The following is a 19,286-nucleotide window of genomic DNA, read 5'->3' on the forward strand; positions in this document are numbered from 1 at the left end:
CAATTCCCTTGTCTGGTGGCGATAGCGAAGCGGCCACACCCGTTCCCATGCCGAACACGGAAGTTAAGCGCTTCAGCGCCGAAAGTAGTTGGGGGTCTCCCCCTGTGAGGATAGGACGTTGCCAGGCCATATGAAGGACGACCAAGCACATGCTTGGTCGTCTTTTTCTATTTCTAAAACCGATTATTATTGGCTTGTCTTTCCGGTAACGTGGACAAATTCCGAATGATTTGAGAAGGATTCAACAGGAATGAACACAATTCTGAACTTTCTGAACATCGTGAATTGAATTGCACTTTCGAGCCATACCTGTTACCATTACAGAAATATTTCGAAACAAAGATTCGGGTCCGATAGAGAAAGGGGCAATCGATTTTTATGTGGGAAAACAAGTTTGCAAAAGAAGGATTAACGTTTGATGACGTCTTACTCGTACCGCGGTTTTCAAATGTCTTGCCAAGAGATGTAAGTCTGAGCACGAAGCTATGTGAAGGGCTTGAGTTAAACATTCCAGTCATCAGCGCTGGTATGGACACAGTGACGGAAGCACCGATGGCAATCGCCATGGCGCGTCAAGGTGGTCTTGGCGTCATCCACAAAAACATGTCGATGGAAATGCAAGCAGAGCATGTCGACCGTGTGAAACGTTCGGAGAACGGAGTCATTACGAACCCATTTTATTTGACGCCAGAGCGCCAAATTTATGATGCCGAGTATTTAATGAGTAAATACCGCATTTCCGGTGTCCCCATCGTCAATTCTGAACAAGAACGGAAATTGATCGGTATTTTGACTAACCGTGACCTTCGCTTCATCAGAGACTATTCGACTGTGATCGAAGACGTCATGACGACAGAAAATCTTGTCACTGCCAAAGTCGGAACTTCTCTTGAAGAAGCAGAGCGAATTCTGCACCAACACCGCATCGAGAAGTTACCACTCGTCGACGATGCCGGCGTTTTAAAGGGCTTGATCACGACGAAAGATATCGAGAAGGTTGAGCAATTCCCTCACGCTGCGAAAGACAAACAAGGGCGTCTTCTTGTGGCGGCAGCTGTCGGGGTAACAAAAGACGCTGCTTCGCGTGCTCAAATCCTTGTCGATGCAGGCGTGGATGCGCTCGTTGTCGATACAGCACACGGCCACTCGGCTGGTGTCATCGAGAAAGTGAAAGAGCTACGTGATTTGTTCCCGACACTTCCAATCATCGCTGGTAACGTGGCGACGGCAGAAGCGACACGTGCTTTGATCGAGGCCGGCGCTTCAGTCATTAAAGTCGGAATCGGTCCGGGTTCGATTTGTACGACACGGGTTGTTGCCGGAGTCGGTGTCCCTCAAATCACGGCAGTCTATGATTGCGTGACAGAAGCACGAGAACACGGCGTCACGGTCATCGCTGACGGTGGAATCAAGTACTCGGGCGATATCGTCAAGGCAATCGCTGCTGGCGCAAGCGCTGTCATGCTCGGTAGTCTCTTGGCTGGCGTAAAAGAAAGCCCAGGTGAGATGGAGATCTATCAAGGTCGTCAGTTTAAGACTTACCGTGGTATGGGATCGGAAGCTTCGATGAAGCGAGGCAGTCAAGACCGTTACTTCCAAGAAGCGGACAAAAAATTCGTCCCAGAAGGCATTGAAGGACGTGTCGCTTATCGAGGTGAGCTGGCCGATACGGTGTATCAACTCATTGGTGGTCTCCGTTCAGGAATGGGTTATTGCGGAGCTGCCGACATCCGAGCGTTGCGAGAAGATACGCAATTCATTCGGATGACTGGAGCCGGCCTGCAAGAAAGCCACCCACACGATGTCCACATCACAAAGGAAGCACCAAACTATTCACGTTAACAAATAAGCCGTTGTCTCCTGAAAAGGGACAACGGCTTTTTGCTGATTATTTTTTAGACTTCGTGACGAGGATTACCGTGCCGCCTTGATCTTGCGCTGGTAGGTTTACGGTCACCTTGCCATCGCGTTTGACAACGTACGTCCGCCCGCTGTAGCGGTCGACGAGTACTGTGTTCTGCTTATGTTTTGTTTGGAATGTTGCCGTTTGAGCCGACTCTTTCGTGTTCAATCCGACGAGGACAGACTCTTTTCCGTATGTCCGTTCAAAAATCGAGTAACCGGTGCTCGAACCGCCGGCAACGACCGAACGTGTTCCTTTGCTGAACACTTTTGAATAGTCCGCCCGAATGTTGAGCAACTTTTGATAGTGGGCGTGCATGTCTTTGCCTTCACCGTTCACCCGTTTCCAGTCAAAGTCGTAACGGTTTTCGTTAAACTCGCCTTTGTCCATGTCTAAGGCATGTTTCCCAGATTGACCGATCTCTTCTCCATAGTAGATGACCGGTTGCCCTTTCGCCGTCATTTGGAGCGAGGCTGCGACCATATGCTTACCTTCATCGCCGTCAGCACGAGAGATGAGGAAGCCATCTTCATCGTGGCTGCTGAGGAACTGGCCGAGTGTCGCTTCGTTTGAGAGTTGGGTGTTCCGGTATTGAAGAGCGCTCTCGACCCCATCAATGTTCCCGTTGATGAAATTTTCCGCTTGGTACTTGAAGTCGAAATCAAGCAACGAATCCATCTGGCCGCTCCGGAGATAGCCGCCTGTGTTGTTCACACTCGCCCCGTAATGCTCACCAATCATTTTAAAGTCTGGCTTGAGCGCTGTCAGTTCATTCTTAAACGATTTCCATGTCGTCGCATCCACATGCTTGACCGTATCGACACGGAAGTAATCAATCGTGTTTCCTTGTTTCGTCTTCGAACGCTTGATCCAGTCAGTCTGCCATTTGACGAGTTGTTCACGGACGGCAGCTTCCTCTGTCTTAAAGTCAGGAAGGCCGGAGAGCGACATTTTCAAATCATCCCCGTCGACAGGCGTGTCACGAATCATGCCTTTAAAGGCATCACGTTCCTTGTTCGTAGGGAAATTCGTCGCCCCTGTGCTGTCGGCGCCTGGTTCCATTCCGTAGCCTGGGTGGTTCAAGACGACGTCGACCATGATCTTGATGCCGCGTGCGTGGGCCGCATCGATCAGGCGATGGAACGCCTGCATGTCTCCGAGATGTTCATCAAGTTTCTCGAAGTTTTTGGCCCAGTAACCGTGATAGCCGTATTGAGAGCCATCTTTACCGTAGCGGAGATCCCAATCGATATTATCGACGATCGGGGTGATCCAAATCGTGTTGATCCCGAGCTTGTCGAGATAGTCGAGTTTTTTCGTGATCCCGGCGAAATCGCCGCCGTGATACGATTCGAGATGATCTTGGTCATAATATTCACCGTTCGGATTATTGTTCGTCTTGTCGCCATCGTGGAAACGATCCGTCAACATGAAGTAGATCCGGGCTTCGTCCCAGTCGAACGCTTGCTTGTCTTTCATCGTGACCGGTCGGACGTTTACGGAAGCCGTCGTTTTATGGACGTTGCCGTATTGGTCCACAGCCGTGATCGTCAACGTCTTATTGCCTGGCTTGACCGTATCTTTGACCGCGATCGTCTGTTTATTGAGCGCCGGATCGATTGAAAGTTTAGCCGGTCCGCCAAGTGGGCGGGCATCGATATAGAGTTCACGAAGCGTCACGCCTTTTGGTAACGTCGGTTTGACATGAACGACGGCATTCTCCCGCGAACTGATTGCTTTCGATGCGAGCGAAGACGTGAGTTTGATGGCCGGGCGACGGTATTCGACGGTTGACGCTTCGAAATTGGGGTCCGTCACTTCGGTCGTGACGCCGTCTTTTGTGACGAGGAACGTATAGTCATGCGTCCCTTCCGGAAGACGGACGGTATGACGGTACCATTCGTTCTTGTCTTCATACGTCATCGGATAGGTCACGCCATTCACGTTTAAGGCGACACGGTCGAGTTGATCGAGCTGTCCTGCCTCGTACAAGTCTTTGTCCCGATAGAAGAACGTGACGGTCCCGTTCTCGAACACCGGTCCTTGAATGGTTGGTACTTGGTGGAAGGTGCCTTGGCCGCTCGCGACGACGACTTTCGTGACACGATCATTTCCGAGTTTCACGTAACGGTCTTCACCGTAAGCGTCCTTGACCGCCCAATCGGTTCCTTTACGGATGACAAATCCGACGTTCGTCGCATCTTTCCCGACCGGAATCCGGAAAATGGCGCCGTCTTCCGTAATTTTGTAGGGATCCACTTGTCCATCTTTTGCCCCGGTGCTCCACGTCCACAAGTTCCAATCGGTATAGTCTTGATCGGCGCGGACGTACAGCATTTCGATGTACCGCTGCGTCTTCCATGGATCAGCCAGCTCCGTGACGGTCTTGAACGAAGTCGTCAGCGCGGGTAGCGTCGTGGTCGATAGATTACCTTTGACGGCCCCGGCTGGCAATGTGGCCGTGTATGTTTGACTGAGTCCGAGTTTGCTCGTCGGCGTGACGGTCACGGTCGAACCGTTTGCTTCGGCAGTGAACGGGATGGCCGTCTCTCCGCTCATCAAGCTGACATTTGAGGCGTCTAACGTCACCGGTTCATTGAACGTCCAGGTGATGGGAGCAGATACGTCGGCAGCTTCAGACTGATTCGCCGGGTCGACGTTCGTTACTTCAAGCTGCGTTACTGTCTCGACGCCGCTGAGCGTATAGGCCGGGCTGTACACAGATTGAGTCGACGGGTTGGCCGAGACGTTCCAGCTGTCGGCTAGTTTGTTAGATCCGTTGCTCGGAATCGTATCGAATGCACCGTGTTCACCGGCATTGTTTCCGCTGAGGACGGTGAGAGCACGGACCGTGTCGTCATTTTTTAAACCGAGCAGCGACAACGGGATTTTCCCTTCGAATCCTGTCGTCCGGTCGAGGGCGAACGAAGCACCGTTCAAGTTTGCCAAGTTCGCGAGCGGGGTCGTCTTCCCAGCTTCATAGAGCGCGGCTTCTTTGACAGACTTGTCCCCATCGACACGAAGTAAAATGTGATACTGTGGTTTTTTGTCTGTTTGATTAAAGTTGAACGGATAACCGAGTGGGTTCGTGGCGACGCCAGAATCTTCATCGTTCACTTGGAGGGCGATGTTTATGTATTGGCCGTTGTCGCCCCAGTTCGGGACGTTGAACGCATCGACATAGAAGTACAGGTTCGTTTTGTCATTTTGAAGATAAAGATTGCCGAGATCGAAGCCTTGCCAACCAACATCTGCCGATGACGCCAGCGCCGAGACGTCTGTCCAATCGGTTTTATTCCCATCGACTGCCACCGTCGTCGGTTCGGCCAAGACGTTCACCGGGACACCGGCTTGAATGAGCAGGACAGAAGATAAGAGTAATGTCGTCGTACGTCGTGCCGTATTGTTTTTCTTCATGAGAGCACCTCTTTCGTAAAATAGGTCGTCTACAGGGCAACGGATTGTCAATTTTGTGCAAACGGTTCCAGAAATAGTTTAGCTGATTATGTAAGCGCTCACAATATGTTTTTTGAAAAACAATAAAACGTCCTTCGTGTGGAAGGACGCTCAGTTAGAGATATAAGGTGTTGTCTGCACGAGCTCTCCCTTGACGATTAATCGTTCCGTCGCATCGAACGTGCACGTGATCAAGGTAATGGTCGCATCTGTCGTCTCGTCAAGCACGTCGATCCGTGTCGGGGGAACGGTCTCGAGTGCCTCCGTCCGGTATTGATACGTGTTCGTCAAATCGGTCACGTAAATCATCGTTCCCGTCTTGATCGTATGGAGCGGTCCGAACAAGGCTGTCGGACTTTGGGTGTAATGACCGGCTAGTGCGTAATTCCCACGCCCCATCTGTTGGGAAGCGCGCATCGTACCAGCCCCGACTGCCAAATTCTCATTGTCGAGACCGTACAAAATTGGTAATTCTAAATCGATATCTGGAATCGTGATCATGCCGATTGTCGGCAAATCATGAAATCGATTGCGCACGTTTAACAAGTCGTCCCACGATAACGGTTCGACCGTTTCGAAGTCGAATTCGCCCCGATCCGGCTGTTGGAGTTGAATCGCTTCAGTCACACGTTTGCTGTTCGAGGTGGCGACACGGTCTTTCCACCATGACTCGGTCAAAAAGAGGCTACCGATCAACAAACAGACGATGCCGATGACGTAGCGTGAGCGTCTGATCATTGTTTCATCGCGAGGTTTTCCCATATGGCCCTCCCTTCCCGATATTCCAACAGGCCATCAACTGGTCGATCGCCGTTTGTAACGTCGCTTCAGGCAGGGCGGCGAAACCAAACAGTAGTTGCGGTCTCGTGTCGCGTGAATTGATACGATAGTCGGCCATCGCCTTTATACGAATGCCTGACTGTTCAGCGAGTTGCTTCAATTGCTCGCTAGTTTGTGCTGTATCGACCGAGAGGACGATGTGGAGACCAGCGCTGGCGCCAGTGATTGTGACGAGCGGCTCGTATGGTTTGAACGCCGTGATCACGGTCTCGAGTTTGCGGCGGTACGTTTTGCGCATCCGGTTCAAATGTTTCTCGAAATCGCCGCTCGCCATAAACTCGGTTAGCGTATGTTGCTCGAAACGCGGCACGCTACAGGTGAAATGGCGATACCGTTCCCGATAGCGGTTTAACAGTGGGGGCGGAAGCACCATGTAACCGATGCGGAGCGAAGGCATGAGCGACTTCGAAAACGTGCTCAAATAAACGACACGTTCGTTTTGGTCCATGCTTTGCAGCGACGGAATCGGCTTGCCGCTGTAACGAAACTCGCTATCGTAATCATCTTCAATGATATACGTTTGCCGCTCGGACGCCCAGTTGAGGAGGCGCTGGCGACGGCTGACGGACAGGATCGTACCGGTCGGGAACTGATGGGCCGGGGTCACATAAACCGCATCGATTGCCTCTGCCTCGAGTCGGTCGACAAGGACCCCGCTGTCGTCGACCGGGAGCGGGACGTAGCTTCGATTTTGGTGTTCGAACAGCTGTCGCGTGAGCGGATAGCCCGGGTCTTCAATCCCGAACGTCGTCGCGTCGGTGAGCAAGTCGAGCAGTTGAGGCAACAATTGCTCGGTCCCAGAACCGACGATGATCTGCTCGGGCGAACAATGAACGCCACGGGAGTGATACAAGTACGTGGCGATTTCTTGGCGGAGCACGAGATCGCCTTGCACCGACCCGAGTGCGAGCAGTTCATGATTCTCCTCGGCGACGACTTGTTTCAAGTGACGGCGCCAACGTTCGAACGGGAATGCGGTCGTATCGATCTGACTCGGGTATAAGTCGAACGTGTATGTTTTTTTCGTCGGAAGCGGTTCGATCGTGCTGGTGCCACGCCTGACGTACAGCTCTTCTTGCGGCAAGACGTAAAACCCTTTCCGTGGCAGCGACTCGATATATCCTTCCGCAAGCAGCTGGGCGTAAGCGAGCTCGACCGTCGTTTGCGAGACGTCCAAAAATTGGCCGAGCTTCCGTTTTGACGGCAGTTTCGTCCCGGTCATGAGCGTATCGTCGACGATTGCTTGCCGGATGTGTAAATAGAGCTGTTCATAAAGCGGGGTGCTCGATTCGGGCTCGAGCGAGAATGTGAGCATATCCATAAGTTGTCCTTTCTTCTGTCAGCCGAAGAAAACATAGAGCACGAATCCGATGACGAGAATGAACGAAATCAGTCCAGGCTTCCCGTAAAAGGAACGGTTTTCCGCTTGATCTCGCGGGTCCCATTGGTCCATAAAACATTCCTCCCTTATACGTAATAAGATTCGAGGAAACGAGCATGAACCCTTCTCTTAAAACTGACCACTTTAAAAAATATAAAACTGGCACTTTCAATATAGTCAAATCAATCTATACTTGCAAGTAGACTAGCTTAATGGAGGCGATTTATATGGAAAAGAGACAAGTAGGGACAGATAAAGTCAAACGTGGAATGGCCGAAATGCAAAAAGGTGGCGTCATCATGGACGTCATCAACGCTGAACAGGCGAAGATTGCTGAAGCGGCAGGAGCCGTGGCGGTCATGGCGCTCGAGCGCGTACCATCAGACATTCGTAAAATGGGTGGCGTCGCCCGGATGGCAGACCCGACAATCATCGAAGCTGTCATGGGAGCGGTATCTGTACCGGTCATGGCGAAATGCCGCATCGGACATATCGCCGAAGCCCGTGTCCTTGAATCGATGGGGGTCGATTTCATCGATGAGAGCGAAGTGTTGACACCGGCCGATGAAGAGTTCCATCTTTACAAGCGTGATTACAATGCGCCGTTCGTCTGCGGAGCGCGTGACCTCGGAGAAGCTTCACGCCGCATCGGTGAAGGTGCAGCGATGATCCGGACAAAAGGTGAGCCAGGGACAGGAAACATCGTCGAAGCGGTTCGTCACATGCGTACTGTCCAAGCACAAGTGAAACGCTTGCTTTCAATGAGCATCGATGAAGTGATGACAGAAGCGCGCGATCTTGGTGCCCCGTTCGAAGTGCTCATGCAAATTCGTGAAGCGGGCCGTCTTCCGGTCGTCAACTTCGCAGCAGGTGGTATCGCGACGCCGGCAGACGCGGCACTCATGATGCACCTCGGTGCGGACGGCGTCTTCGTCGGATCAGGTATCTTCAAAGCAGAGAACCCGGAGAAATTTGCCCGTGCCATCGTTGAAGCGACGACATACCATGACGACTACGAGCGAATCGCTCACTTGTCAAAAGGTCTTGGCGAAGCGATGAAAGGACTCGACGTTCGCACGCTCAAACCAGAAGAGCTCATGGCGCCGCGAGGTTGGTAAGATGACGACGATCGGTGTACTCGGAATGCAAGGTGCGATTCGTGAACACGTCCGCATGCTCGAGGCGCTCGGTGCAGATACGCTCGTCGTCCGTTCGGTCGATGACTTGGACCGCATCGACGGACTCGTCTTGCCAGGCGGGGAGAGCACGGCGATGCGTCGTCTGCTCGACCGCTATGACCTGCTCGAACCGCTTCGTGCGAACACATCGTTGCCGATGTTCGGCACATGTGCCGGACTGATATTACTCGCGACCGAAGTGGAAGGGTATGATGCCCACCTTCGCAAAATCCCGATGACCGTCAAGCGCAACGCGTTCGGGCGTCAAGTCGACAGTTTCGAGGTCGATTTACCTGTCAAAGGAATCGATGACGCGGTTGAAGCGGTGTTCATCCGGGCCCCGCAAGTAGCAGCGGTTGACGCTAACGTCGAAGTTCTCGCCGAGGTCGAAGAAGCGATCGTTGCAGTGCGCTACGACAAATATGTTGCCTGTTCGTTCCATCCAGAACTGACGGATGACTTGTCGATGCACCGCTACTTCTTAGAAATCGTCAAGGCGACGAAGCATCAACTCGCATGAGTCGAAGACTCCCTGTAACTAGGGGGTCTTTTTCTGCTACACTGTAACGAGACACGTACAGAAAGGGGCAAGACTGTGAAAGATAAATGGATTGCATCGGTGCTCATATGCGCTGTCCTTATAACTATTGTTTTTCCGATGAACGCTTCAGCAGCGCCTAAAGTCGAAGCGAGCGGTGCGATGCTCGTCGATATGACGACCGGGCAGGTTCTTTTTTCGAAAGATGAAGATGCGATGCTCCCACCGGCGTCGATCACAAAGCTGATGACCACTTTCCTCGTTCGGGAGGCAGTCGAGTCAGGAGAACTGAGTTGGAACGAAGAAGTGACGCCGAGTGAAGCGGCATTGGCCTTGACGCGTAAACCAGGGCTCGCCCGCATCCCGCTCGTCAATAAACCGTATACAGTCAAGGAACTATATGACGTGGCGCTCATCCGCTCGGCGAACGAGGCCGCGGTGACACTGTCCGAGGCGGTGGCGGGGTCGGAAGAAGCGTTCGTTCAACAGATGAACGAGCGGGCGACCGAGCTCGGCATGACCCAGACGACGTTCGCGAACGTCTCGGGACTAGATTCTGTATCAGCAGGTCGTCCAGGAGAAAACTTGACGTCGGCGAATGATTTGATTAGGCTCGCGCTCGCCTACTTGACGAAATTTCCGGATGTGCTCGACGTGACGAAGCGAGCGTATGTCGACATTGACGGCGTCAGATTCGAAGCGACGAATCGGATGCTTTCAGGCCGCGATTTGGCGTATCCAGGGATGCTCGGTTTTAAGACGGGCACGACGGATGACGCCGGTTATTGCTTCATCGGCGTATCGACACGAGATGGTCGGACCGTACTCTCCGTCGTCCTTGGGGCCGAGACGGACAACGGGCGCTATGAGGCGACGAAAGCACTTCATGAGTTCGCTTATCGCGACTTTGTCATGACACCGATTTTACGGACCGGAGAAATCGTGCCGGAGAATGTATTCGTCGCCGAGGGAGAAGTTGAAACGGTAGCTGCGCGGACGACAGCGGCGTTCGAAGTGCTCGTCGAGAAAGGACAAGCCGTCCCTGAACCAGTCTATGACCTTCCGGACACGAAAGCACCGGTCGCAGTCGATCAACAAGTCGGGACGGTCACGATTGAACCTTCAGAGAGCGTCCGCTATCTTGACGGCGAGAGTCCGCCGACAGGAACACTTGTGACTGCCGAATCAGTCGAGACCGCTTCATTTTTGACTCGGATGAGTCGGGCCTTCGCAGACTTTTTAGAGGAGGTTCGACTCGTCCTAGGAAAACTGAGTCTTGTCGATAGAGTCGAGATGTTGTAAAGTAAGATTAATTCAATGACAGATGCAACGATGAGGAAAAGTACGTTACAGTCATCTACTTACAGAGAGCTAGTGGTTGGTGCAAACTAGTGGGACGACGTAACTGAATCGGCCTCGGAGCATTGACTTGGAAACAAGTCACGTCACGCACACGTTACGTGCATCGAGTGGCCTAGTTTTAGGCAACGAGGGTGGCAACGCGGATCCAAGGTGGTTCGTCCCTTTCCTACGGGAAAGGGGCGTGCCACCTTTTTTATGCAAAAAAGGAGGAACTAGTTATGTTAGACATCAAACGATTACGTCAAGATTTTGAAGGGATTAAAACCAAGCTCGCCCAACGCGGTGAAGACTTGAGTGCGCTCGACCGTTTTCCGGAGTTAGAAGAGAAACGCCGGGACCTCATCAACGAGGTCGATGTGAAGAAAGCAAAACGAAATGAAGCGACGAAACAAATCGCTGAGCTCAAGCGCAATAAGCAAGACGCGGAAGCACCGATCCTTGAAACACGCCGACTTGGTGATGAGATCAAGTTGCTCGACGAGGAATTACGTGAAGTGGAAGCCGAGTTGAACATGATTCTCCTCAGCATCCCGAACATCCCGCATGAATCAACGCCGATCGGTGAAACAGAAGACGACAACGTCACGATCCGCGAAGTCGGAACGAAGCCCGAGTTCGATTTTGAGATGAAACAGCATTGGGACGTGATGGAAGACTTGAAAATTGTCGACGTCGAACGCGCCGGTAAAGTGACGGGAAGCCGTTTCGTCTTCTATAAAGGATTAGGTGCTCGCTTAGAACGGGCGTTGATCAACTTCATGATGGATATGCATGCCGATGAGCACGGCTATTCTGAAGTGCTCCCACCGTACATGGTTAACCGTGACGCGATGACAGGGACGGGTCAGTTGCCTAAATTTGAAGAAGATGCGTTCAAAGTGGCCGACACGAATTACTTCCTCGTCCCGACAGCGGAAGTACCGGTGACGAACATGCACCGCGATGAGATTATCGCTGAAGCGAACTTGCCGATCACGTATACAGCTTACAGCGCTTGCTTCCGTTCAGAAGCGGGATCTGCCGGTCGTGACACACGCGGTCTCATCCGTCAGCATCAGTTCAACAAAGTCGAGCTCGTCCGCTTCGTCAAACCGGAAGAGTCTTACGAACAACTCGAGTTGTTGACAGGACACGCGGAAGAAGTATTGAAACGCCTCGGTCTTCCGTATCAAGTACTCAGCATGTGCACAGCCGACCTCGGTTTCACCGCAGCGAAGAAGTACGATATTGAAGTATGGATGCCGGCTCAAGGTGTATATCGCGAGATCTCATCTTGCTCAAACTTCGAGGACTTCCAAGCGCGTCGTGCCGGGATCCGCTTCCGTCGTGATGTGAATGCCAAACCGGAGTTCGTGCATACACTCAACGGTTCAGGGCTTGCCGTCGGTCGGACCGTCGCCGCGATTTTAGAGAACTTCCAACAAGCCGATGGATCTGTCGTCATCCCAGAAGCGCTGCGTCCATACATGGGCGGAATTGAAAAAATTGAACTTCCCCGTTAAACGAGGAATGGCCTATCCGAACGTATCATTCCGGATAGGCTTTTTTTTAAATGTTTTTTTACAAAAGGGTTTGACATCTGCTTGCTGAGTTGGTACTATAAATCATGTCGAGCGAGATGTTTGTTCGTCAACTGCATATGAGCCGTGGAGGTGTACCCAAGTGGTTTAAGGGAACGGTCTTGAAAACCGTCAGGGGTGTAACAGCCCGCGTGGGTTCGAATCCCACCACCTCTTCCATTTTTATTTAGAGGCTCAACAATTGCATACATCGTGGAGGTGTACCCAAGTGGTTTAAGGGAACGGTCTTGAAAACCGTCAGGGGTGTAACAGCCCGCGTGGGTTCGAATCCCACCAACTCCGCTTTTTAGGCGTCTGCACAGGCAGATGCGTTTTTTTTTGTCGTAGACTACGGTCTGCGGCTTTTTTTGTTTGTGGCGAAACAGCGAAAAGTGGCTAATCTCGGCTTGAATCGGGAATCTTAATAAGGTAGAGACTGGTGGCGCGTTAGGAAGGAGAGGAGCGTCATGGACTGGATTGAAGCGTATGTTGATGAAGTGGTCAGGCATGTCCCGCCGAAGCGGAGAGACGAAGCTGCCGTTGCGATTAGGGAGGATATCGAAGCGAAGCTGCCGGATCAGCCGACCGAGACGGAAGTGAAGCGCGTGCTCGAACAGATGGGACATCCGGCCATCGTTGCTGCGCGTTATAAAGACGGCCAGTATTTGATTGGACCTAAGTTTTTCCCGATGTATGTCAATGTGGTCAAGCTCGTCGTCCCGATCGTGATGGCTGTAGTCTTCTTCGGTTTGCTCATGGCGAGCATCCCGACATTCTCTGGACCGGCCATGCCGACAATCGGAATCTTTCTCACGAATTTGTTCGACACGTTATGGGACGTTGGGATTCAACTCGTTTTTTGGATCACGCTCGTCTTCTTTTTGATTGAGCGTTACGCGCCGAGCGATGCGGTCGCCCCTGACATGAGTTGGAATGTGTCCACATTGCGTGATCGGGACCGCGGAGGACGGATCAGTAAATTGGATGCCGGATTCGGATTGTTCTTTACGGCGGTTTGGTTCGGGGTGTATTTGAACGCCGAGCGGTTTCTCGGGATTTATGAGTCGACAGGGGACGGTTTTTCGATGATTGTCCCGATTTTTAATCAATCGTTCTTGTTTGAAGTGGTCTGGTTGTTCTTAGCCGTCATTTTGCTTCAAGTCGTCCTCGGTGTTTGGAAATGGATGAAAGGACGTTGGACGTATACACTCGCCTCGTTCAATTTGATCTATAACGTGGCCTCGGCCGCCTTTATCATTTGGATGGCGGGTTCGTCGCGCTTGTTCGACCCGCGCTTTATCGACTGGGTCGAACTAAATGTCCCGAACGATGTGTTCTCGTTCGGGTGGGTGTTTGGATTGGTTGTGGCCATCACGGTTCTGGCGGCTGTGTTTGATACGATTGACGGGTACCGGAAGGCTTGGAAGACACCGACACATCGAAAACGCCCGATTGCCCAGCCGTAAAAAAGATGATGCCTCGCTTTTGAGCGGGGCATCATCTTTTTATCTTACTTTTGCTTCACGAGCGACTGTCAATTGTTTCCCGATTTTTTCAAGAATGAGTTCGACTGAATCCGGATCGTTAATCAAGTCATATTCTTCAATTGATAGACGAAGTACCGGGCACAAGTTGAAGTTGTTGATCCATTCCGTGTAGCGGGCGTACATTTCTTCCCAATACGCGATCGGTGTTTGTTGTTCCATCTCACGGCCACGCAGTTGAATGCGGTCGAGCACTTGCTCGAATGAGCCTTCGAGATAGATCAGTAGATCAGGGTGTGGGAAGAACGGCGTGAGCACCATTGCTTCGAACAGGCTTGAGTACGTCTCGTAATCTGTCGGCGACATCGTGCCTTTTTCATAGTGCATCTTCGCGAAGATGCCTGTATCTTCATAAATCGAACGGTCTTGAATGAAGCCGCCGCCGTATTGGAAGATTTTCTTCTGTTCTTTGAACCGCTCTGCCAAGAAGTAGATTTGAAGATGGAAGCTCCAACGCTCAAAATCATGATAGAATTTATCGAGGTATGGGTTCGTGTCCACTTTCTCGAGAGAAGTGCGGAAATTGAGGGCGTCGGCAAGCGAGTTCGTGATTGTCGATTTACCGATTCCGACCATTCCACCGATCGTAATGATCGTGTCGTTCGGAATGTTATATTTTTCATTCAGGGTCATTTTAGTTGGGCTCCTTTAGTCAATTCTAGTTCGCGTTCAATCGTCGTGAGAACGTGCGTCAAATCGTCCGGGTTTTGGACAAAATCAAGTTCGTCTCCGCTGAACGAAAGAATCGTCACTTCGGGGTGAGTCGCACGGTACGATTCGACAAACGTTTCGTAATCCCGGGCGAGTTGTTCGAGGTAGTCGCGAGACATGTTCTCTTCTACTTCACGTCCACGCAACGCTACGCGTTTCATAAGCGTCTCGATACTGGCGTGCAAGTAGATGACGACATCGGGTTTCGGCATATCATGTGTCAAAATCTTATAGATTTGCTCATACTTGTTCAAGTGGGCTGGTCTCAGCGAACGGTGGGCAAAAATCAAGTTCTTGAAAATATGATAGTCTGAAACGACGGATTGCTGTTGGCTCAAGTGGTGTTTGTGGATATCGTCTAATTGCTTGAATCGATTGCATAAGAAGAACATTTCCGTTTGGAAACTCCATTCTTCGATATCTTCATAAAACTTGCCGAGAAATGGGTTTTCTTCTACAATTTCATTCAGCATCTGCATTGAAAAGTGCTGACTGATGATATGGGCCAGTGACGTTTTCCCGACACCAATCGGTCCCTCTACCGTTATAAACATATGATGTCATCCTCCATTATCCAAAGTGCAAGTTCCATTCTAGCACACAATGAAGAAGATAGGGCGAGCGAAATGATTTTCATTTTTTTTCATACTATGTGACAAGAAACGGGGTGTTAATATGGAACGAGATGAACGATTTATGAGGCTCGCCATCGCCGAAGCAAAGAAGGCGGAAGCAATCGGGGAAGTCCCGATCGGTTGTGTCATCGTTAAAGGAGAAGACGTGATCGCGACCGGCTATAACCGGCGTGAAACGGATTTATTGGCGGCGGCGCATGCCGAGATGATTGCGATTGAATCAGCGAATACGGTACTCGGTAACTGGCGGCTTGAAGACTGTGAACTGTTCGTGACGTTAGAGCCTTGTCCGATGTGCGCGGGTGCGATCATCCTCTCGCGCGTGAAGCGTGTCGTGTTTGGTGCCCGCGATCCCAAAGGCGGATGTTGCGGGACACTCATGAACCTTCTTCAAGACGATCGGTTCAATCATCAAGCTGAAGTGACCGAAAACGTTTTAGCAGAAGAATGTGGAGAGCTACTAACAACCTTCTTCCGCGGCCTTCGAGAACGGAAGAAGCAGGCTCGGCTTGAACAGAGAGGTTGCAACGCATCTGATTAAACAGTATAATGTAATAGCACTCGAAGAAGTGCTTAACTTCATTTACCCATTTGCCGTGCTAGGCGGGGAGGTAGCGGTGCCCTGTAACTCGCAATCCGCTATAGCGAGACTGAATTCCGATTCGAGGGAGTGCATTGGTGTGGCCCGTCCTCGTGTAAGTGGCGTTGACGTCTGAGTCCTGCGCAACGGTCACCCATGAACCAGGTCAGGTCCGGAAGGAAGCAGCCTTAAGTGGTGACGTACCGTGTGCCGCAGGGGTGCTTGGGCCGAGCAAACTGCATGAGTAACGCACATTGACGTGCTTTCAGAAATCGGTGCGCGGCAGATTTATTTAATAACTTTAATCTACGGCCCCAGGGTTGTAGATTTTTTTGTATGATGAAATAAAAGATGAAACGATGAAAGGAGGCAGGGACATGGCGTATCAAGCATTGTATCGGGTCTATCGTCCGCAGTCATTCCAAGAGGTAGTCGGTCAAATACACATCACACGCACGATTCAAAATGCGTTACTCGAAGAACGGATGTCACACGCTTATTTATTTTCTGGTCCGCGAGGTACGGGGAAGACGAGCCTCGCGAAGATTATCGCGAAGGCAATCAACTGCGAAACGGCGCCGACGAGGGAACCGTGTAATACGTGCCCAACCTGTGTGGCGATTACGGAAGGGACGAGCCCGGACGTATTCGAAATCGATGCAGCTTCAAACAACGGGGTCGATGAGATCCGCGAAATTCGAGACAAGGTCAAGTATCCGCCTTCGCAAGCGCGTTATAAAGTGTATATTATCGATGAAGTGCATATGCTTTCGACAGGGGCGTTCAATGCACTATTGAAAACGTTGGAAGAACCCCCCCCCCATGCGATCTTCATTTTAGCGACGACGGAGCCCCATAAGATTCCGGCGACCATCATCTCACGTTGCCAACGTTTCGATGTGAAGCGGCATGAAGTCGGTCAACTCCAGACACGAATGGCTTACATTTTGAACGACCAAGATTATGACTATGATCCAGAAGCGCTCAAATTGATTGCCCGTGCCGCTGACGGCGGTATGCGTGATGCACTGAGCCTGCTTGACCAAGCGCTTGCGTTTAGTGACGGCCGTTTGACGGAAGAGGCAGTGCTCGAAGTGACGGGTGCGGTTACGGATGACGCTCTTCTTGATATGGCATATGGATTGCAGCAGAGACAACTCGATCAAATTCTGAAGACGCTTGAGACGATGTTGCGTGAAGGGAAGGACTTGAAACGGTTTATCGAAGATCTCGTGTTCGTGCACCGGGATGCCCTTCTATTAAAAGCATCTCCGCAAGCGGTAGATTTACTAGAACGAGCCCGTCCAAACGAGACGTTCCGCCAATTCGTGGAAACGACCTCGACGGATGAGCTGTTTCAAGTGATCGAAGAATTAAATGAGTGTCAGCAACAGATGCGCTTATCCAACCATCCGAAAGTATTGGTCGAGCTGACGTTCATTCGCATTGCCGAGCAAGGACGGACGATGACCGAACAAATGAAGCAGCTTCAAGATCAAGTACGTGAATTGAGTCGTGAGTTGAATGAAGTGAAGAAAAATGGGGTGGCGGTCACAGAGGCCGCTGTCGAGAAGCCGAAAGTGATGAAGCGGACGCAAGTTCGTGTTCCGAAAGAGCGGATCCGCCAGTTGTTGCAACGGGCTGAGCGGCAGCATTTGAATGCAATCCGTGATAGTTGGGAAGACATTATGGTCAACATCCGCACGGTGGACGGCCCGATTTTCGCGCTGTTCTATGAGAGTGAAGCTGTCCTTTGTGCAAGTGACACCTTACTGGTACAATTTAAAGATGGGATGACATGGCACTACGAGCAGGTCAGTTCAAACGGCCGGACCCGCGATGTGATCGAGCAAGCGTTGTTCGAAGTGACGGGGATTCGTCGAGAAATCATGGCCGTGCTCGAGAGCGATTGGATCGAGTTAAAAAACGAATTCATCCTTCGTAAACAATCCGAACGTTCAGACCATAAAGAAGAAGAGAAGGTCGAAGAAGACCAGCTCATTGTTCAAGCTGTCGAACGATTTGGAGATGTCGTTGAAATCGAAGAAGTTTAAAAGGAGGCGCTCGATATGCGTGGAATGGGAAACATGAACAACATGATGAAACAGATGCAGAAAATGCAAAAAGATATGGCGAAAGCGCAAGAAGAATTAAAGGACTTGACGGTTGAAGGCACAGCCGGAGGCGGGATGGTCAAAGTGATTGTCAGTGGCCATAAAGAAGTAATGGATATCATCATCGCGGAAGAAGCGGTCGACCCAGATGACGTCGATATGTTGCAAGACCTTGTTTTAGCGGCTGTCAATGACGCCATGAAACAAGCCGACCAACTCGTCAACGATAAGATGGGACGTTTTACGCAAGGGATGAACCTTCCAGGTTTTTAAGTGAAGAAAGGAAAGATGCGAGTTGCAATACCCTGAAGCAATCGGACGCTTGATTGAAAGCTTTACAAAGTTGCCAGGAATTGGTCCGAAAACTGCCATCCGGCTAGCGTTCCATGTATTAGATATGGAAGAGGACGATGTATTGACGTTCGCCAAGGCGCTTGTCAGTGCGAAGCGTGATATTAAATACTGTACAGTGTGCGGACATATTACAGACGTCGATCCGTGTGCGATCTGTAAAGATTCGCACCGAGATGAAACGATCATCTGTGTCGTGCAAGATTCACGAGACGTTATTGCAATGGAGAAGATGCGGGAATATCGAGGGAAGTATCATGTGTTACATGGGGCGATTAGCCCGATGGAAGGGATTGGACCTGAAGATATTAACGTATCGAGTTTGCTGACGCGTCTGCAAGAGAACGAAGCGGTCAGTGAAGTGATTTTGGCGACCAACCCGAACATTGAAGGGGAAGCTACGTCGATGTATCTATCGAGACTGCTCAAACCGACCGGGATTAAAGTGACGCGTCTGGCGCACGGACTTCCTGTCGGGGGCGATTTAGAGTATGCGGATGAAGTAACCCTCTCCCGGGCGATGGAAGGTCGCCGAGAACTATGAGGTGGTTTCGCAAACCTTTGCGGGATAGTTATGATCAACGGTTTCTAAGAGAACTGTTAGATGCGAAGGCGAAGTACGAAGCGAAGCGCTACATGCTTGAAGTGAGTGTTGAAGACACTGGTGAGTTGGCTGCTCAAGTGAAGCAGGCTGAAGCACTATACTTTTTTTATCTAAAGGAAGCAAAGCGACGACAAGTGTCCCTTTCTAATTTACGAACTTGAGACGAGGCGAAAGTCTCGTCTTTTTTCTCTATATAATGAAGGAACTTGGGAGGGAAACGTCGCAGAGTGTAAAAAAATAAAGAACATTTCTCGTTTTTAATTTTTTTTTAATAAAGCTATTGCACAGTTAAAGTTTTATTGATATATTAATAGACGTCGCCGAGAGCGAATGAAAAAAACAATCTTAAAAAAGTTATTGACCATTCGGTTAAAACTTGTTAAGATATAAAAGTCGCCAAAGTGCGACAGACGAACTTTGAAAACTGAACGATGAGGCAAAAAAAGTTTTACAAGTTTTGAATGAAGCGCAAGCTTCGTCATTTTCAAGAGCTATATCAAATTCTTTGGAGAGTTTGATCCTGGCTCAGG

At 50.8% G+C, this 19,286-nt stretch carries 16 protein-coding genes, 2 tRNA genes, 1 rRNA gene, 1 other RNA gene and 1 other annotated feature; of the genes, 15 read left to right on the forward strand and 5 right to left on the reverse strand.

What is annotated here, in order from left to right:
- Window positions 1-11 precede the first annotated feature (11 nt).
- A 5S ribosomal RNA gene (gene rrf, locus EVJ22_RS14925) occupies window positions 12-127 on the forward strand.
- Window positions 128-378: 251 nt separating this feature from the next.
- Window positions 379-1,842, forward strand: a complete 1,464-nt coding sequence (gene guaB, locus EVJ22_RS14930) for an IMP dehydrogenase (RefSeq protein WP_071398621.1) — start codon at window positions 379-381, stop codon at window positions 1,840-1,842.
- 46 nt (window positions 1,843-1,888) lie between these two features.
- Here guaB and EVJ22_RS14935 read toward each other — a convergent pair whose 3' ends face one another.
- From EVJ22_RS14935 to pdxR, 3 genes are all read right to left on the reverse strand, one after another.
- Window positions 1,889-5,320: an alpha-amylase family glycosyl hydrolase gene (locus tag EVJ22_RS14935; protein ID WP_131444241.1), complete on the reverse strand. Its 3,432-nt coding sequence runs from the start codon at window positions 5,318-5,320 to the stop codon at window positions 1,889-1,891.
- A gap of 150 nt (window positions 5,321-5,470) precedes the next feature.
- Window positions 5,471-6,097 carry a class A sortase gene (locus EVJ22_RS14940; RefSeq protein WP_233589742.1) on the reverse strand — a complete coding sequence of 209 codons (627 nt, stop codon included), beginning with the start codon at window positions 6,095-6,097 and terminating at the stop codon, window positions 5,471-5,473.
- 4 nt (window positions 6,098-6,101) lie between these two features.
- Window positions 6,102-7,520, reverse strand: coding sequence for a MocR-like pyridoxine biosynthesis transcription factor PdxR (gene pdxR, locus EVJ22_RS14945; protein ID WP_071398618.1), 1,419 nt, complete (start codon window positions 7,518-7,520; stop codon window positions 6,102-6,104).
- A 287-nt stretch (window positions 7,521-7,807) separates the two neighbouring features.
- Between pdxR and pdxS the strand changes: the two genes are divergently transcribed.
- The 7 genes from pdxS to EVJ22_RS14980 all read left to right on the forward strand — a co-directional run bounded on the left by pdxS (window position 7,808) and on the right by EVJ22_RS14980 (window position 13,683).
- A complete protein-coding gene (gene pdxS / locus EVJ22_RS14950; RefSeq protein ID WP_035386669.1) occupies window positions 7,808-8,698 on the forward strand; it encodes a pyridoxal 5'-phosphate synthase lyase subunit PdxS in 891 nt (296 codons plus the stop codon).
- Window position 8,699: 1 nt separating this feature from the next.
- Window positions 8,700-9,278: a pyridoxal 5'-phosphate synthase glutaminase subunit PdxT gene (gene pdxT / locus EVJ22_RS14955; protein WP_131444245.1), complete on the forward strand. Its 579-nt coding sequence runs from the start codon at window positions 8,700-8,702 to the stop codon at window positions 9,276-9,278.
- 138 nt (window positions 9,279-9,416) lie between these two features.
- Window positions 9,417-10,598 carry a D-alanyl-D-alanine carboxypeptidase family protein gene (locus EVJ22_RS14960; protein WP_131444249.1) on the forward strand — a complete coding sequence of 394 codons (1,182 nt, stop codon included), beginning with the start codon at window positions 9,417-9,419 and terminating at the stop codon, window positions 10,596-10,598.
- Between the two features lie 18 nt (window positions 10,599-10,616).
- Window positions 10,617-10,824 (forward strand) — a binding site (T-box leader).
- A 52-nt stretch (window positions 10,825-10,876) separates the two neighbouring features.
- On the forward strand, window positions 10,877-12,160 hold the full coding sequence (serS, locus tag EVJ22_RS14965; protein WP_070329504.1) for a serine--tRNA ligase: 1,284 nt from the start codon (window positions 10,877-10,879) through the stop codon (window positions 12,158-12,160).
- A gap of 146 nt (window positions 12,161-12,306) precedes the next feature.
- Window positions 12,307-12,397, forward strand: a tRNA-Ser gene (locus tag EVJ22_RS14970).
- A gap of 35 nt (window positions 12,398-12,432) precedes the next feature.
- Window positions 12,433-12,520, forward strand: a tRNA-Ser gene (locus tag EVJ22_RS14975).
- A gap of 164 nt (window positions 12,521-12,684) precedes the next feature.
- Entirely contained in the window at window positions 12,685-13,683 is a 999-nt protein-coding gene (locus EVJ22_RS14980) for a hypothetical protein (RefSeq protein ID WP_071398616.1), read from the forward strand.
- A 39-nt stretch (window positions 13,684-13,722) separates the two neighbouring features.
- On the opposite strand, the gene EVJ22_RS14985 is transcribed toward EVJ22_RS14980, so the two are convergent.
- Both EVJ22_RS14985 and EVJ22_RS14990 read right to left on the reverse strand, forming a co-directional pair.
- Window positions 13,723-14,394 (reverse strand): deoxynucleoside kinase, encoded by a 672-nt coding sequence (locus EVJ22_RS14985; protein ID WP_016510587.1) that lies wholly within the window; start codon window positions 14,392-14,394, stop codon window positions 13,723-13,725.
- Window positions 14,391-15,026, reverse strand: coding sequence for a deoxynucleoside kinase (locus tag EVJ22_RS14990; RefSeq protein WP_070329502.1), 636 nt, complete (start codon window positions 15,024-15,026; stop codon window positions 14,391-14,393). The genes EVJ22_RS14985 and EVJ22_RS14990 overlap by 4 nt, the downstream gene beginning before the upstream one ends.
- Window positions 15,027-15,147: 121 nt before the next feature.
- On the opposite strand from EVJ22_RS14990, the gene tadA reads away from it, so the two are divergent.
- The 6 genes from tadA to EVJ22_RS15020 all read left to right on the forward strand — a co-directional run bounded on the left by tadA (window position 15,148) and on the right by EVJ22_RS15020 (window position 18,917).
- Window positions 15,148-15,648, forward strand: coding sequence for a tRNA adenosine(34) deaminase TadA (tadA, locus tag EVJ22_RS14995; protein WP_016510583.1), 501 nt, complete (start codon window positions 15,148-15,150; stop codon window positions 15,646-15,648).
- Between the two features lie 53 nt (window positions 15,649-15,701).
- Window positions 15,702-15,970, forward strand: an RNA gene (gene ffs, locus EVJ22_RS15000) — signal recognition particle sRNA large type.
- Between the two features lie 94 nt (window positions 15,971-16,064).
- Window positions 16,065-17,741, forward strand: coding sequence for a DNA polymerase III subunit gamma/tau (dnaX, locus tag EVJ22_RS15005; RefSeq protein ID WP_131444247.1), 1,677 nt, complete (start codon window positions 16,065-16,067; stop codon window positions 17,739-17,741).
- 15 nt (window positions 17,742-17,756) lie between these two features.
- The gene (locus tag EVJ22_RS15010) at window positions 17,757-18,074 is read left to right on the forward strand and encodes a YbaB/EbfC family nucleoid-associated protein (protein WP_035386845.1); all 318 of its coding nucleotides are present in this window, start codon (window positions 17,757-17,759) and stop codon (window positions 18,072-18,074) included.
- A gap of 22 nt (window positions 18,075-18,096) precedes the next feature.
- The gene (gene recR, locus EVJ22_RS15015; RefSeq protein ID WP_070329500.1) at window positions 18,097-18,696 is read left to right on the forward strand and encodes a recombination mediator RecR; all 600 of its coding nucleotides are present in this window, start codon (window positions 18,097-18,099) and stop codon (window positions 18,694-18,696) included.
- Between the two features lie 17 nt (window positions 18,697-18,713).
- Complete coding sequence (locus EVJ22_RS15020; RefSeq protein ID WP_233589743.1) at window positions 18,714-18,917, forward strand: YaaL family protein; 204 nt, start codon at window positions 18,714-18,716, stop codon at window positions 18,915-18,917.
- Window positions 18,918-19,286 lie beyond the last annotated feature (369 nt).

The sequence above is a fragment of the Exiguobacterium sp. SH0S7 genome (assembly GCF_004337195.1).
GTDB classification, from domain to species: Bacteria; Bacillota; Bacilli; order Exiguobacteriales; family Exiguobacteriaceae; genus Exiguobacterium; species Exiguobacterium aurantiacum_A.